Origin of the sequence: Vreelandella sedimenti, from assembly GCF_013416325.1 — a bacterium.
Lineage (GTDB): Bacteria > Pseudomonadota > Gammaproteobacteria > Pseudomonadales > Halomonadaceae > Vreelandella > Vreelandella sedimenti.
In genome coordinates this window covers 1-13,461 of record NZ_JACCGK010000025.1, presented here as the reverse complement: position 1 = coordinate 13,461, position 13,461 = coordinate 1, and the positions used below count along the sequence as shown (strand labels likewise).

13 protein-coding genes are annotated in these 13,461 nt (G+C 46.1%); 9 read left to right on the top strand and 4 right to left on the bottom strand.

All coding sequences use genetic code 11. From position 1 onward, the window contains the following. Positions 1-63: 63 nt before the first annotated feature. The gene (locus HZU72_RS21470) at positions 64-1,089 is read right to left on the bottom strand and encodes a TAXI family TRAP transporter solute-binding subunit (protein WP_235976203.1); all 1,026 of its coding nucleotides are present in this window, start codon (positions 1,087-1,089) and stop codon (positions 64-66) included. Between the two features lie 346 nt (positions 1,090-1,435). Here HZU72_RS21470 and HZU72_RS21465 point away from each other — a divergent pair, with 346 nt between their 5' ends. From HZU72_RS21465 to nfsA, 9 genes are read left to right on the top strand one after another with little or no spacing between them, the layout of a single operon-like run. Then, positions 1,436-2,293, top strand: a complete 858-nt coding sequence (locus HZU72_RS21465; protein WP_180095764.1) for an HTD2 family dehydratase — start codon at positions 1,436-1,438, stop codon at positions 2,291-2,293. Beyond that, the gene (locus HZU72_RS21460; RefSeq protein ID WP_176305069.1) at positions 2,293-3,456 is read left to right on the top strand and encodes an acyl-CoA dehydrogenase family protein; all 1,164 of its coding nucleotides are present in this window, start codon (positions 2,293-2,295) and stop codon (positions 3,454-3,456) included. Before HZU72_RS21465 ends, HZU72_RS21460 begins: the two co-directional genes overlap by 1 nt. 16 nt (positions 3,457-3,472) lie before the next feature. Next, positions 3,473-4,834, top strand: coding sequence for an MmgE/PrpD family protein (locus HZU72_RS21455; RefSeq protein WP_180095762.1), 1,362 nt, complete (start codon positions 3,473-3,475; stop codon positions 4,832-4,834). A gap of 57 nt (positions 4,835-4,891) precedes the next feature. Then, positions 4,892-6,094 carry a CaiB/BaiF CoA transferase family protein gene (locus HZU72_RS21450; RefSeq protein ID WP_180095760.1) on the top strand — a complete coding sequence of 401 codons (1,203 nt, stop codon included), beginning with the start codon at positions 4,892-4,894 and terminating at the stop codon, positions 6,092-6,094. 13 nt (positions 6,095-6,107) lie between these two features. Further along, positions 6,108-6,935 (top strand): HpcH/HpaI aldolase/citrate lyase family protein, encoded by an 828-nt coding sequence (locus tag HZU72_RS21445; RefSeq protein ID WP_180095758.1) that lies wholly within the window; start codon positions 6,108-6,110, stop codon positions 6,933-6,935. A 13-nt stretch (positions 6,936-6,948) separates the two neighbouring features. Next, on the top strand, positions 6,949-7,368 hold the full coding sequence (locus HZU72_RS21440; protein ID WP_180095756.1) for a PaaI family thioesterase: 420 nt from the start codon (positions 6,949-6,951) through the stop codon (positions 7,366-7,368). Between the two features lie 30 nt (positions 7,369-7,398). Further along, the gene (locus tag HZU72_RS21435) at positions 7,399-8,148 is read left to right on the top strand and encodes an electron transfer flavoprotein subunit beta/FixA family protein (protein ID WP_180095755.1); all 750 of its coding nucleotides are present in this window, start codon (positions 7,399-7,401) and stop codon (positions 8,146-8,148) included. A gap of 56 nt (positions 8,149-8,204) precedes the next feature. Next, positions 8,205-9,131: an electron transfer flavoprotein subunit alpha/FixB family protein gene (locus HZU72_RS21430; protein ID WP_180095753.1), complete on the top strand. Its 927-nt coding sequence runs from the start codon at positions 8,205-8,207 to the stop codon at positions 9,129-9,131. 43 nt (positions 9,132-9,174) lie between these two features. After that, positions 9,175-9,906: an oxygen-insensitive NADPH nitroreductase gene (gene nfsA / locus HZU72_RS21425; protein WP_180095751.1), complete on the top strand. Its 732-nt coding sequence runs from the start codon at positions 9,175-9,177 to the stop codon at positions 9,904-9,906. A 706-nt stretch (positions 9,907-10,612) separates the two neighbouring features. Here nfsA and HZU72_RS21420 read toward each other — a convergent pair. Genes HZU72_RS21420 through HZU72_RS24160 form a run of 3 tightly spaced genes read right to left on the bottom strand, consistent with a single transcriptional unit; the run spans position 10,613 to position 13,269 of the window. Further along, positions 10,613-11,644 (bottom strand): putative PDDEXK endonuclease, encoded by a 1,032-nt coding sequence (locus HZU72_RS21420; RefSeq protein ID WP_180095749.1) that lies wholly within the window; start codon positions 11,642-11,644, stop codon positions 10,613-10,615. 5 nt (positions 11,645-11,649) lie between these two features. Beyond that, positions 11,650-11,859, bottom strand: a complete 210-nt coding sequence (locus HZU72_RS21415) for a KTSC domain-containing protein (RefSeq protein WP_180095747.1) — start codon at positions 11,857-11,859, stop codon at positions 11,650-11,652. Between the two features lie 12 nt (positions 11,860-11,871). Continuing rightward, the gene (locus HZU72_RS24160) at positions 11,872-13,269 is read right to left on the bottom strand and encodes an ATP-binding protein (RefSeq protein WP_328738148.1); all 1,398 of its coding nucleotides are present in this window, start codon (positions 13,267-13,269) and stop codon (positions 11,872-11,874) included. Positions 13,270-13,461: the final 192 nt, after the last annotated feature.

Genomic DNA, 13,461 nt, shown 5'->3' with positions numbered 1-13,461 from the left:
GCTATGACGCGATGGTTTGCTGCCATTTTCGACAGCAAACCATTAACTTAATTATGCGTTAAATCAGCCCTTTAAGTCTTCGGGAATGTCATAGCCATTCTCTTCAAACCACTTAACGGCACCTGGGTGAAAGGGAATAGAGTTGTTGTAAGATATGTTTTCTGGAAGTGTTTCTGCAGCGGCGCCATGTACTTGGAGCATCTGCTCATGGTTACTCATAATGGTATCAACAATCTCGTAAACGAGTGTATCCGGCATATCCTTATGAGTAATTGCGAAGTTCCATAAAGAGACTGTTGGAATATCTTCATCGACAGAATTGTATGTTCCTCCCGGCACCACAGAGTGAGAAAGGGCTGGGAACTCCTCTAAAATCTGCTCAATTTCCTCCTCGCTATAACTGAAAATATTAACGTCTGCTTGTGCTTCCAATTGACTGAAAGAAGCTATCGGCATACCGGCCCCGAAAGCAAAGGCATCAATTAAATTATCTTGTAATTGGCCTGCTTGATCGGAAGCACCACCTTGAAGAGTCTCGACATCATACCCTAGAGCTTCAAAAAGCCGCGGATGATACTCATCATTGGTGCCGCCCGCAGGCCCTACACCTACGCGTTTGCCATCAAGGTCAGCCACCGATTCAATGTCGGAATTTTCTAGGCTAACAATGTGGAGTGCTGTTTGATACATAGGGAACATAGCGCGCACATCAGCATGCGTATTGTCAGGAAGTAGCTCACTGTTGCCTTCTAGGGCGTCCACCGCCGGACCCATAGTGACCATGCCAAAGTCATGTTCACCCATCTGGACCATGCTGATGTTCTGCACAGGACCGCCAGTTATTTCAGCACCTATACGGGTATCGAGCTTTTGGTTAACTAGGTTTGCCCAGCCGGAACCATAAATGTAGTAAGTCCCCCCCTGGCTTGCCGTGCCTACCGTCATGCTGTTAGGCCAGTCAGTTTGTTCGTTCGCCCAGCTATTCATTGAGGCGATTGCGAGTGTAAGAGCGGTAGTTGTTAATAAAATGTTTTTCATGTCTAACCCTTTAGCTGTCTTGTTGTTAATCGCCAATGTGTGGCGACTCATGGGTTGCTAGCTCACTGATTGAGCTTCATGTGCAGACTGCAACAGCTGGTGGAGAAGGTGAAGTTGGAATTTCCAACCCCCCCTTTTGGCTTTGTTTAACAAGACTTTTGTCTAAGGGGGATGTGAGGCTTTAATTGAGAGTTAAGAATCGCCAACTAAGATCATTTATTAGTTTTTATTTGTTTATGTTAAACATTGATGATGTCTAGTTTATTGAAATCATTGCTTTATTTTTTTGAGTTAATGATGGGTGAATGCCCCGTTATTGTTTTTGAAATTCCAGCCACCCCTGACCTTCCTTCATGCTTGCTTCATGTTTAAACAACAATAGAAATGAGAGGCAGCCATGGCCCAAGCCATATTTCACACTTCTCCCCAAGATTTTAGCCAATGGATAGGGAAGCAAGAACTCCGCCATGATGTGATATCAGCTCAGCTAACTAAGCGCATTGCCATCATTTTTGGTGAAGGTTGCCCGCACGAAGGACAGCCATTACCTCACCTTTGGCATTGGGCATTTTTTCAAGAACCCCTTATTGAAACTTACCTGGGAAAAGATGGGCACCCAGCACGTGGGATTTTTTTGCCTCCTGCCGAGGGCAGAAATCGTATGTGGGCAGGTGGGCGTGTCTGCTTTCTTCAGCCATTGATCGTAGGTAAGTTGGCTAAATGTATCTCAACCATCAAAGCGGTTAAGGAAAAGCAAGGCAAAACCGGCTCCCTACTGTTCGTTACTGTCGAGCATCAGTATTTTCAGGATGGTGAGCTTTGTCTGAGTGAAAAACAAGATATCGTATACCGCGAGCCTAGTCCTCCTAAGTTAGAAAATGACTCACCATTACCAGCATTTACTTGGAACGAGACAATTCACCCCACCCCCGTCATGCTCTTCCGCTACTCCGCCGTCACCTTCAATGGTCACCGAATACATTACGACCACCCTTATGCCACAGAGCAGGAGGGGTACCCCGGTTTGGTAGTGCATGGCCCAATGATCGCTACATTGATATTACACAGCTTTATCAAACAATACCCTCAGCGCACACCGAAGAACTTCTCCTACCGTGGTTTGCGCCCTTTGATTGCCGATACCCCTTTTCACATTGGTGGTCACCATCCCAGTGAACAGCACTGCACTGCCTGGGCTTTTAATGATAAAGGCCCAGCGCATCAAGCTGAAATTGAATATAAGGAGTCAATATAATGTTTAATCATGACAATGAATCAATGGAAGCAATACGTGATGGTGTGCGGTCTCTTTGCGCAAACTTCGATGACTCTTATTGGCGTGGTATCGATGAGCGGAAAGCATTTCCTGAGGAGTTTGTTGATGCTTTAACGGAAGCTGGCTGGTTAGCCGCAATGATTCCTGAGGAGTATGGAGGCTCTGGTCTTGGTTTAACAGAGGCGTCAGTCATTCTCGAAGAGGTTAACCGCTGTGGCGGCAACTCGGGCACAGTTCATGGTCAGATGTACAACATGTTCACTTTATTGCGTCATGGTAGTGAGATGCAAAAACGTGAGTACCTGCCGAAAATAGCCGCTGGTGAGTTACGTCTACAGTCGATGGCTGTTACTGAACCGACCACCGGTACTGATACCACCAAAATTAAGACCACCGCCGTTCGAAAAGGAGACAAGTACGTCATCAATGGGCAGAAAGTCTGGATTTCACGTGTTCAGCACTCTGATTTGATGATCTTGCTTGCACGCACCACACCGTTGGATCAGGTGGAGCGTAAATCGTTGGGGATGTCGATTTTTCTGGTCGATCTCCATCAGGCAATTGGTAATGGGCTGAGCGTTCAGCCGATAGCCAACATGGTGAATCATGAAACCAATGAACTATTTTTCGATAACTTAGAAATCCCTGCTGACAACTTGATTGGCGAAGAAGGAATGGGCTTTCGCTACATCCTGGATGGCCTTAATGCTGAGCGAGCATTAATCGCAGCGGAGTGTATTGGTGATGGTCGTTGGTTTATCCAGAAGGCGAGCAATTACGCCCGTGACCGTGAAGTCTTTGGCCGCCCTATTGGTAAGAATCAGGGGGTGCAGTTCCCCATTGCAGAAGCACATATTGATGTAGAAGCTGCAGATTTGATGCGTTGGCGTGCCTGCTCGGAGTACGACAGCGGTCAACCCGTTGGTGCCAGTGCCAATATGGCAAAATATTTGGCCGCCGAAGCATCTTGGAAAGCGGCCAATGTATGCCTGCAAACGCATGGCGGTTTTGGTTTTGCGGCGGAATATGACGTTGAGCGTAAGTTCCGAGAGACACGCTTGTATCAAGTTGCACCGATTTCGACCAACTTAATTCTTTCTTATGTAGCCGAACATCTGCTCGATTTGCCGCGCTCGTTTTAACTGTTTGGAGGTAGTAATGACAAATACAACAAGAGCACTCGCGGAGTTTCTTGCAGAACTTCGCTATGAAGATATCCCAGACGCTGTGCTTGATCGATGCGAAGAATTATTCCTTGATTGGCTTGGCTCCGCATTAGCAGGAAAAGATTACGCTCCCATTCCTATCTTTGAACGTTTTGCACTGCTCATGGGGCCACATGCTGGTAAAAGCGAGATATTGACGCTCAGGACCTCTACATCGCCTTACTTTGCAGCCTTTGTTAATGCTGCGGCGTCGCATGTCGTCGAGCAAGATGATTTGCATAACTCTTCAGTTTTACATCCCGGAACGGTTGTTTTTCCTGCGGTGCTAGCAGCGGCGCAGGCAGAAGGTAAATCGGGCCGTGAGTTAATCGTCGCAGCAGTAGCTGGTTACGAGGCGGGTATTCGTATTGGAGAAAGCTTAGGGCGCTCTCACTACACCATTTTCCATACCACAGGAACCGTTGGCACATTAGCTGCAGCCGTGGGTGTTGGTAAGCTGTTGGGCTTTTCATCTGATGATTTCATGCATGCACTGGGGAGTGCAGGGACCCAAGCCGCCGGGTTATGGGAGTTTTTACGTGATGGCGCAGATTCCAAACAGCTGCATACAGCAAAAGCAGCGGCTGATGGCCTGCTTGCGGCCTACATGACTGCAGACGGGTTAACGGGCGCCCAACGTATCATAGACGGTAAACAGGGAATGGCTGCAGGTATGTCTCTGGACGCTGATCCAGAGTGCCTGGCTGACCAGTTGGGAAGCCGATGGGCATTAAAAGAAACTTCTTTTAAGTTTCATGCCTCTTGTCGTCACACGCATCCTGCTGCCGATGCGCTCTTAGCTGTAATGGAGCGTGAAGGACTGGATTACAGTAATATTTCTGCTGTAGTCACGCCTGTCCATCAGGCCGCTATAGATGTACTTGGCCCGGTAGATGAGCCTAGTACAGTACATCAGGCTAAGTTTTCTATGGGTACCGTTCTGGGCTTAATCGCGGTGCATGGGAAAGCTGGACTAGAAGAGTTTCAAACGCACGCGCTGAAAGATGAAGAGGTAGCTGTATTTCGTCGTTTAGTCACTATGCGCTTAGATCCTGAAGTCAATGAGGCATATCCGAGTAAATGGATCGGTAAAGTCGAGGTGACAACGCAGAATGGGCAGGTTCATCAAGCGACGGTGCGTGACCCTAAAGGAGACCCAGAAAACACACTTTCACGAACGGAGCTTGAACATAAATTCCGGCGTTTAGTGGGCTTTTCAGGGGCAGTCGATGAAAGCGAAAGCAAACAATTAGTCGCGTTTTCGTGGGGATTGAGAGAGCTCGACTCATTACCCATGCTTCTCACTCATGCATAACGCGATGCTGAATGTGCCTTTTGGCTTTTCGTAGGAAATCGATGAAAGGATAATAATATGAACTTGCAAGATTCTCCCCGCCCTCTTGATGGCATAACGGTAGTTAGTCTGGAACATGCAATTGCCGCACCTTTTTGTACACGTCAGTTGGCGGATTTGGGTGCACGTGTAATTAAAGTGGAACGCCCTGAAATAGGTGATTTTGCCCGCAATTATGATGAACGTGTGGATGGTCTGGCCTCTCACTTCGTTTGGACAAACCGTTCCAAACAGAGTCTTACCCTTAACGTGAAATCAGCCGAAGCGGATGAAATTCTTGAACGCTTACTAACTGACGCTGATGTGTTGGTTCAGAACCTAGCGCCGGGAGCAGCGGCACGGCTCGGGCTTTCATTTGAAGCATTACAAGAACGATTCCCGCGTTTAATTGTTTGCGATATTTCGGGTTACGGCGCTGATGGCCCTTATAAGCAAAAGAAAGCCTATGATTTATTGATTCAAAGTGAGGCGGGTTTTCTTTCTACTACAGGCCAACCAGGTGGTGATGGCATGGCCAAAGCAGGGTGTTCCATCGCAGATATTGCCGCGGGCATGTATGCCTATACCCATATTCTCTCTGCATTAATACTGCGCGATCGCACCGGTAAAGGCAGCCATATAGATATTTCTATGCTGGAGAGTCTTGTGGAGTGGATGGGTTATCCGATGTATTACGCTTATCAAGGCGCCGAGCCACCTCCCCGTGCTGGTGCCTCACATGCCACGATTTACCCTTACGGACCTTTTCCAGCAGGGGACGGGCAGGCAGTCATGTTGGGACTTCAAAACGAGCGAGAATGGTACTCCTTCTGCGAAGTTGTGATGAAAAATGCTGCCCTTGCAAGTGATGAGCGTTTTAACACTAACTCCCGTCGTTCGGCCAATCGTGACGAGCTAAGGGCCCTGATTATCCAAGCATTTTCGCATCTCTCTGCCGATGAAGTGATAGCGCGATTGGAGGATGCAAGTATTGCTAATGCTCATGTCAATGATATGCAAGGCGTTTGGCAACACCCCCAACTTGAGGCACGTCAGCGTTGGGTAGGCGTGCATAGCCCCTCAGGAAATCTACCTGCGTTGTTGCCCCCAGGAAGAAGTAGTGCTTTTCAACCTAAAATGAACCCCGTGCCTGAACTGGGGGAGCATAACTCTGAAATTCTTGCTCAGCTTGGATATGGACTGGAAAGCATTGCGTCTTTTAAAACCAGCGGCGTTATCTAATAGGGGGATAGCCATGCGACAGGGTCAACAACGCTCCTTACTCTTTGTTCCCGGCACAAGGACAGATCGTATTGCTAAAGCACTGGCAAGCGGTGCGGACATCGTCGTTGTAGATTTGGAAGATGCCGTTGCGTTAGAAGAAAAAGCGACTGCACGTAAAGCGCTGGAGCAGTATTTAAATTCCACACCTGGGGTGTCTTTCATTGTTCGAATCAACGCAGAGGTTGGCAACGAAGAACAAGACTTTCAGCAGGATTTGGCACTCTGTACTAAGTTTCCCGCCATTACGGGCGTTATGCTTCCCAAAACAGAAACGCCGGAACAGATTGCTAGGGCAAGTGCTAGCGGCAAACCAATATGGCCATTGATTGAAACTGCGCAAGGGTTAATCTCTTTGCCCAAAATTGCGGCCTCAACGGGCGTAGAGCGCCTAGTGTTCGGTGCGCTAGATATGGCGGTTGATTTAAATTTAGAGCCAGGTAGCTCTGGGGCTGAAACCGTATTAGATCACTGTCGTCACCAATTAATTTTGCACTCTCGCGCGCATTCACTTCCATCTCCCATTGAAAGTGTTACTCCTGAAATTAATGACCTTAGCAAAGTAGAAATTGCAGCCAAAAAAGCCGTAGAAATGGGGTTTTCTGGCATGTTGAGCATTCACCCTAAGCAGGTATTAGCCATTCATAATGCCTTTACGCCGGATGATAAAACTCTTCATTGGGCGCGATGCATTCTTGAAGAAGCCAAGGTGCGAGGAGGTGCCTTCCAGTTTGAAGGCCAAATGGTAGATGCGCCGGTTTTATCTAGGGCTAGGGCTGTTTTGGCACGCGCCAATAACTAATACAAGGCACTCCATGGATTTGAACGTACTACATAACCCATTTATCGACATGCTTGGCGCTCAACTAGTTGAATGGTATCCGGAGCACTGTACCTGGGAGTTGGAAATTGCAGCGCGTCATACCAATACCCAAGGTAGCCTCCATGGTGGTGTTATTGCCACGTTGCTAGATGTTGCCTGTGGCTATACCGGTTTTTGTCCTGAAAATGGCAAGTTAGAACACCGTGCTGCGACGTTATCGCTTTCAATTCAGTATTTGGCTAAGGCACGTGAAGGAGTGTTATTGGCAAAAGGACGCTTATTAGGTGGTGGTCGACGTGTCTTTTTTGCTGAAGCCCAGCTGTTTGCTAATGATCAACTCATTGCCACAGCCTCGGGTAGCTTTCGCCGTCACCAAGTCTCTGGCTCGGAGGCGCAACTACCGATTGCTTGATATCTACATTAAACGCATTGGATAAAATCTATGAAAATCCTCGTCGCTGTGAAGCGCGTCATCGACTACAACGTCAAAATCCGCGTTAAAGCGGATCACTCTGACGTCGACCTTACCAACGTCAAAATGGCCATGAACCCCTTCTGCGAAATTGCCGTGGAAGAAGCGGTACGCCTTAAAGAGAAGGGCGTAGCCACGGAAGTCGTCGCCGTCACGGTCGGGCCCAAAGCCGCTCAAGAGCAGCTGCGCACCGCGCTGGCGCTGGGCGCCGATCGCGCCATTCATATCGAAACCGACGAACGCGCCGAATCGTTGGCCGTGGCCAAGCTGTTGGCCAAAGTGGTCGAAGATGAGCAGCCGGGCATGGTCATCCTTGGCAAGCAGGCCATCGACACCGACAACAACCAGACTGGCCAAATGCTCGCCGCGCTGACCGGCCTGCCCCAAGGTACGTTTGCTTCTAAAGTAGTGGTCGACGGCGGCAAGGTTAATGTGACGCGTGAAATCGACGGCGGCCTGCAGACCATCGCCCTGACGTTGCCCGCGATCGTCACCACCGACCTGCGCCTCAACGAGCCGCGCTACGCCAAGCTCCCCGACATCATGAAGGCCAAGAAAAAGCCGCTGGATGTGAAATCCCCCGCTGATTACGGCGTCGAGGTTGCTTCCAGGGTCAGCCTAGTGAAAGTGGAATCCCCGGCAGAACGCAAAGGCGGAGTCAAAGTCGCCTCGGTAGACGAGCTGATCGACAAACTGAAAAACGAAGCCAAAGTTCTTTAAGGTCGGTTCTTTACCACCAGTACTTTGCTACAAGCGCTTTGAAAGGAGTTGATGCCATGAGCATTCTGGTACTTGCGGATCTACACGAAGGCCAACTGGCCGGCGCCACCGCCCACGTCGTGGCGGCCGCCCAAGCCATCGGTGGCGATATTGACGTTCTGGTGGCCGGAGAAGGCGTTCAAGCCGCCGCCGAGGCCACCGCAAAACTCGACGGCGTAAGCAAAGTCCGCGTCGCGGATAACGCCGTTTACGCCCACCAGCTCGCCGAGCCCATGGGTGCGCTGCTGGTCGAACTGACCGATGGCTACACCCACGTGCTGGCCAGCGCCTCCACCACCGGCAAAAACGTGCTGCCGCGTTTAGCGGCGCTAAAAGACGTCAGCCAGCTGTCGGACGTTATCGCCGTGGACAGCGCCGACACCTTCAAGCGTCCCATCTACGCCGGTAACGCCATCGCGACGGTGAAAAGCGACGATGCCCTCAAGGTCATCACCGTGCGTACCACCGGCTTTGATGCGGTCGGCACCAGCGGCAGCGCGACGGTGGAAGCCGTCGACGTAGTGGTTGAAAACAGCCAGTCCAGCTTTGTGAAAGAAGAGCTGGCACAGTCGGATCGTCCCGAGTTGGGCGGTGCCAAGGTGGTAATCTCCGGCGGCCGAGGTATGGGCAACGGCGAAAACTTCAAGCTGCTCGACGGCATTGCCGACAAGCTGGGCGCGGCGATTGGTGCCTCCCGCGCCGCGGTAGACGCAGGTTTCGTACCTAACGATATGCAGGTCGGCCAGACCGGCAAAATCGTTGCCCCGGATTTGTATATCGCCGTCGGTATCTCGGGCGCCATCCAACACCTTGCGGGCATGAAAGACTCCAAGGTGATCGTCGCGATGAACAAAGACGACGAAGCACCGATCTTTCAGGTGGCCGATTACGGCCTGGTAGGCGATCTGTTCGAGATCCTACCGGAGCTTGAGAGCAAGTTATAAATTTTAAACGACATTAAAAGTTGATCTTGGATAGGGATAGATAATGAACGACACCATCAGATTGTTAAAATCTCATCGTTCAATTCGAAAGTTCGAAGAACGAGATATTCCTAAGGAGTTATTAATAGAACTGGTTCGTTCAGGACAATCAGCAGCGACCTCGAGTCACATACAGGCATATAGCATTATACATGTCACTGATAAGCAATTACGCGATCAATTGGTTGAACTTACTGGTGGCCAAAAGTACGTGGCGAGCAGCAGCGACTTTCTAGTCTTTTGCGCCGATATGAAGCGTTCGCTAGAAGCGGCTAGAAGCACAGGAGAAAGCGTCGTTAGCGGTATGACTGAACAGCTTTTAGTTGCTACGGTAGACGTGTCATTAATGGCACAAAATATTGCAATCGCGGCGGAGTCAGAAGGGGTAGGGATCTGCTATATAGGAGGTATACGTAATAATCCTCAAGCTGTGAGTGAATTGCTAAGTTTGCCACAACACGTATATCCTGTATTTGGTATGTGTCTTGGATACCCCGCACATGATCCTGATGTTAAACCTCGCTTACCCGTTGAGGCAGTTCTAAAAGAGAATAGTTATGGCGACGATACAGTACATGTGAATGCCTTCAATCTCACGATGCACAATTATTATCAGGCTCGCAGGGGTGGTAATAAAATTTCAAACTGGTCTCAGAGTTTAGTGCCGCTATTTAATCAAAAGTTGCGTTCACATATGCAAGAATTCCTCGTTGATAAAGGATTTGAAATGAAGTAAAAATAAACCTGAAATAATTTTTGTCTTGCGGCTGTCGCTCCTCAGTGACATCCCAAACATGTCCGGTATAGGCTATCTGTATCGCATTGCTTAGTTGAATATAAAGAAAAGAATAATTTGAACTTTTTTGCTATCAGTCTTCGTGCACATCATTTGTTGGTGTCTATTATTTTAATGCTGCTGCTTGAGAGCCAACTTTTCGTATAAAACCTAAGCCGATATAACTCATCTCTCTCAAATGAGTTATATTTTTCTATACATTAAAATTTCACTATTGGCCAAGGGTCATTTCGATCCGAAAAGAGACGTATAAAAATCACGCAATGTGTCCATTGCCGTCTCTGGAAAAGGCATGTCTCGTTGTTAATCGGTGCTAAATTGCTATAATATTTCACTAGTTTTTAATTTATATATTTGATTTATAACAATTATTTTGATTTTTGGATTTAGTAACAAGAAAACTGAAACTAGTAAGATATGGCCTCCGAAGCCGAGGGTCGCAGGTTCAAATCCTGCCGGGCGCGCCAAATTGTAAAAGAGGGGCCTGCGAGGAAATCGTGGGCCCTTTTTTGGTTATGATGCGTATTCCAAGATTAACAATAGGAAATGACGCGATCGGTTGTTCAAGGATAATAGGTATTAACCTGTTGTTGATCCCAGATGCTTGAAAATAAGAGCTATCTCGGGTTTTTATTGATTTTTTAAGTTATATATTTTTAATATCTTGCTCGATAAGTTTGTATTTTTCTTTTACTTCATCGCCGAAATAGAAATCTAAAAGATCTTTTTTTGATAATGTCCCATCAGACAAGAATTTGGTCAAAAATTTCATATTAAAATTCATCATCAACATGCTTTTTTCAAGTTGGTAAAGGATTTTTTTATTATTATCTATATTTGATTTTACTAATTTTTTTATAGAGGAAGCATCGTTTATATCTTTGATTAATCGGTTAACTATTATTTTTAATAATTCTTTGTCAGGTTCAAGTGTTTGCGAGTTTATGGCTATATCTCTGGAGAGTATATAGGCAATTATCAAACTCGAATAATCTCCCTTTTGGGAGTCGACAATAGCTACAAATCCTATCTCCGGAATAAAGCGAACATTCTGTATTTCACGCAACAAAACGCCATCAACTGAGGAGATGTCAAGCACTAACAGACCTATTTTTCCATCTCTATTAGCTTGAGCTTCTATTAGTTGACTCCACACAGTGTCTGTCTTGTTAGTAAATACTTCTTTGTCTTTGATATCCCCAAGTCGAATATTTTTGTCAAATTTGCATTCAATTACTATCTTAAGGTCGTCACGCCCATTGACATGACAGACAATATCACCGGTTTTGTTTTTATTTATAAGACCTTGAGACCCTCCTGTTAAAAAAACTTCATCTTTAAGATTGTTATCGCGAAAATATTTGGACAAAAAATCAGCTATGTCTTCTTCTGCAGCAACACCTTTTAGAGATGATTTATAAAATATCTCTTGCTTCATATCAAAAATGAGCTTCAAGCTTTCTAGCTCAGTGCCCAGTTCGTTTGATGTTTTTGCTAAAAAAGCTGACATCCTGTCTTCCATAAGTGCTAGTATTCCAATATATATCGCTTTTGTCAGCTTTTCGTCTCTATCTGCCGCTGGAAGTTTGTTGAAATACTCAAAAACGACTTGGTTTTCCAGTTCGAATTCATTTATCTCAACTCTCATTTTCTTCTGTGATAAAGAAACTATTCCCATAAGGTTTACACCTTGCTATAGCTATACTGACCTTTAATATTTGAAGCCAAATAACCTCCATGGGATGCTGCAGACATTATCCCATCGTATATATTTTCAGGAATATTGTAATATTGATAAACGCTTCCATTTAGAAACTCTATCTCAAGGGTTTCACTGTCGGCATCATATCCTATAGATGCAATATTGCTAGATTCAACTTGTACCTTTTTCATACTTTTCACCTTTTAGTTTTCGTACTCAAATGGATTCTGATTTCGCCAAGCGACAACCAGTTGATCATATTCTTCTTCAGCTCTGACTTTTGCCCAGAGCGAAGCAACTTTGGGGTCAATGCTGTCAGGATACCTACCTCGAGAGGGTACTTTAAACCTGCATCTCATTGGTAACTTGGCGCTCTCTCCAGCGACGATAGCTTCCCCTGTGCGAAGCACTGGTAGACTATCAATCATTCCAGAAACACTTTCCGACATGGCCGACTTGACTCTACTCCGGTCTGTTTGGTTGTTAATTCTCAAAGCAAAGAATGTTCCACATTGTGACAATATCGTTTCATCAATTTCTGAAGGTCGTTGGCTTACTAACATAGTTCCAAGACCAAATTTTCTTCCCTCTTTTGCTATGCGTCGTACCATATTTTTAGCAAGCCCGGACGAATCACTTGATAGGTATCTGTGCGCCTCTTCTAAAACCAATAGCAAAGGTCTGTTTTTCATGCCTTCTTTTAGACGCCTCCCCCAGAGAGCGGCTTCAAATAATATATCTAACAGGGATCCTAAAAGAAGATCTAGCCTTGTTGACGGAATTCCTGACAAATCTAATATAGTGACTGGTTTTTCATGTCCAAGCCATGAATTCAACAATTCATCAAGATCAGACTCAATTTCGTTTTCTAAATTAGGCTCCCATTTATCAGGGGTTAATAGAAAAGAATATTGATGATCTAAAAGCCTAGCCCTAAATAAATCAAGACTTCTTTTTAATATACCCTCTCCTCCTTTGTATGGAGCTGTACTGCCAGATGCAGGAGGGTTAAACTGAGCGGCAATTAATTTATCTGGATCACCTTCGTCAGCAATGGAAGGGGTTTTTTTCTCTTTCTCACTCCATGTTACAGCATCATCAAATGAAAGATCATGCCACAATTTTTTTAAGCTAAATGGAATTGGGGTGTGCGAGGTTACTCTATTTAAATCAATTTTTTTGAACTTAGCTATGTTGGAGTTTTTTTTGATAAATTTTATTTTTTCTTGATGAATGCGATCAATGATTGAGTTTTTGCTTTTATCATTCACTTGGCCGCATAGGAAATCCACTAAGCTATCGGGCGAAACACACCAATATGGTATAAGTAGCTTTTCTTCTTCTGCTCTTGGGCTTGTTGAAAACGTCTTCGCTATATCGCCTAAAGCTGAGGAGTACTCTCCATGAATGTCGATCAAGACGATTCTAGATGATGGGTAAATTACGTTGCCTTCTTCGTCGCATACAATTGATCGTAGAAGGCTTGATACACTTGTAGATTTTCCTGATCCAGTAGATCCCAATACGGCGGAATGTCGTGTTACAAGTTTTTCAAGATCTACGCTCACGTCAATACTATCTGAACTCGAAAGTTTTCCAATAACTATTTGCCCGCTATTTTTATTTCCATAAATAAGCTTTAAATCAGTATCAGTAACAATGTGAGCTTCATCATTAATGCTGGGGAACTGACCAATTCCTCGCTCGAACTCTTCTCCAATTAATTCTCCAACAAGTTCGACCTTTATCCATCTTCTTTTTATGGTTCTTCGTCACTTCACGTGGATTTGGCC